Raw genomic sequence first — 1617 nt, forward strand, 5'->3', positions numbered from 1 at the left:
ATATGAAGACAAGGCCCATTACAATGGCTAGAAGTATGAAACATGATGCCCCGAAGCTAAACCAAAGTATCACATCTTTGTAGCCGCTGCTTAGTTTGACTGGGTCAATCTGTATTCTGCTTTGCATTGCCTCTTCCCTGTATTTTCTGTGATCATAGGTGTTATTTCTAATACTGGCCATACAGTCATCATCACACTTGTGAAATATTTCAAAGCAACCAGTGCCATCTTCTTCAGCATTCTCTCTCAGCTGTCTTTTCACTCGTTCGTACAGTTTGTCCATTTCTGAATCAGCCAGATCAATTGTATGCTGGTTCTCCATTGCTACCAAGAGTTCAGCATTGTATGACCACACTTCTGTTATAGAATCTCTGGTCCAATTTATCACATTACCGATTTGCTTCTCTACCTCATTGAATTCATTGTCTATCAACTCAAATTGTTGGTTGGTTTTTGCTATAAGCCGGTTTAATTTCCCTGTTATTTGATCAATTGCCGATTGAGTGCTTTTGTAATCTGCAGCAGTTCCCTCTCCCTGTGCATTCTGGTGTCTGAAACCATACCAACCATCAATTAGGCCTTCCCATCCATTTTCAATGAAACCCGCTATAGCACCAAATAGGCCTCTCCCCTTTGGAATCTCAGGAACATTCTTCATCCCTGTTGCCAGCAGCAGACTCCTTTGCTTAACATATCTCGGACATTTTCCAACTGCCCTGCTATCTATGTTCTGAAATGGCAAGTTACTTATTATTGTCCCACCACTATGATAGCAGTCCCCTTCACAATTGGCATCAACCTGTACTCCACTCTGGATTCCCATAGATTTTCCTCTCAGGAAGCTTGCACGGTCTGGAGCTATGAAAGCCCCATTGAAACTGAAAGTGACTGTATCATTGGGATTTAGCATTAGCCAATGAAAGTCAATTCTTCCAGATATACCATTAACTTGTGGTCTCGCTCCTGGACTCGGTACAAAAGATTGTTGATAATTAGAACTCCCAACTGTCACCAGTTTGTTTCCACTCCCATATAGCTTGGTTTGCTCTGCAGTTGAAACGGAATGATGGATCCCCCATACTATTATAGCTGGGCTTTTTCTTGTATTTTTATATGACTTAGTCATCTGCGGGAATGCAGCATTATCTGTGTTTGACAGGAGCCATTTCATTTCTGCATAGAATGAAGATCCTGATCTCCTACATGCACTGGTTACTCCATTAGTTCTTATTCCATTGTATGTAAATCCCATTGCTTCCTTGTCAATTCCGCCTGATTCTCTGAGAATTTGCCTCAGAGCTTCTTCATTCACGAATTTCCCAGGATAACAGACATCACTTCCTTCTCGCCTCTCAATAATTAAATCGGCCGAAAATTCTAGGAATTGGTCACATTGAGGTGGTCCAGTGATTGTCCCCAGGAGTCCACATTGACCGAGGTCAACTGTCCTTTTCCCCTTTGAGCAGATCCTGGGGATGTTTGTTCGTTCCACTGTTTCAGTTGCATTGACGACTTCCACTTCTCTTTCAGTTAATGTGTTTACTTTGGTTCCGTTTGACACGGCATGATGTCCGAGGCAGATTTTGTCTGCATTTGTTGGAATGATCGCAATCAGAG

At 42.2% G+C, this 1617-nt stretch carries 1 protein-coding gene; it reads right to left on the reverse strand.

The window, feature by feature from the left end; translation table 11 throughout:
- On the reverse strand, positions 1-1617 hold a 1617-nt coding region (locus AN964_RS21775; RefSeq protein WP_161809304.1), incomplete at both ends, for a hemagglutinin.

The sequence above is a fragment of the Heyndrickxia shackletonii genome (assembly GCF_001420715.1).
Taxonomy (GTDB): domain Bacteria; phylum Bacillota; class Bacilli; order Bacillales; family Bacillaceae_C; genus Margalitia; species Margalitia shackletonii.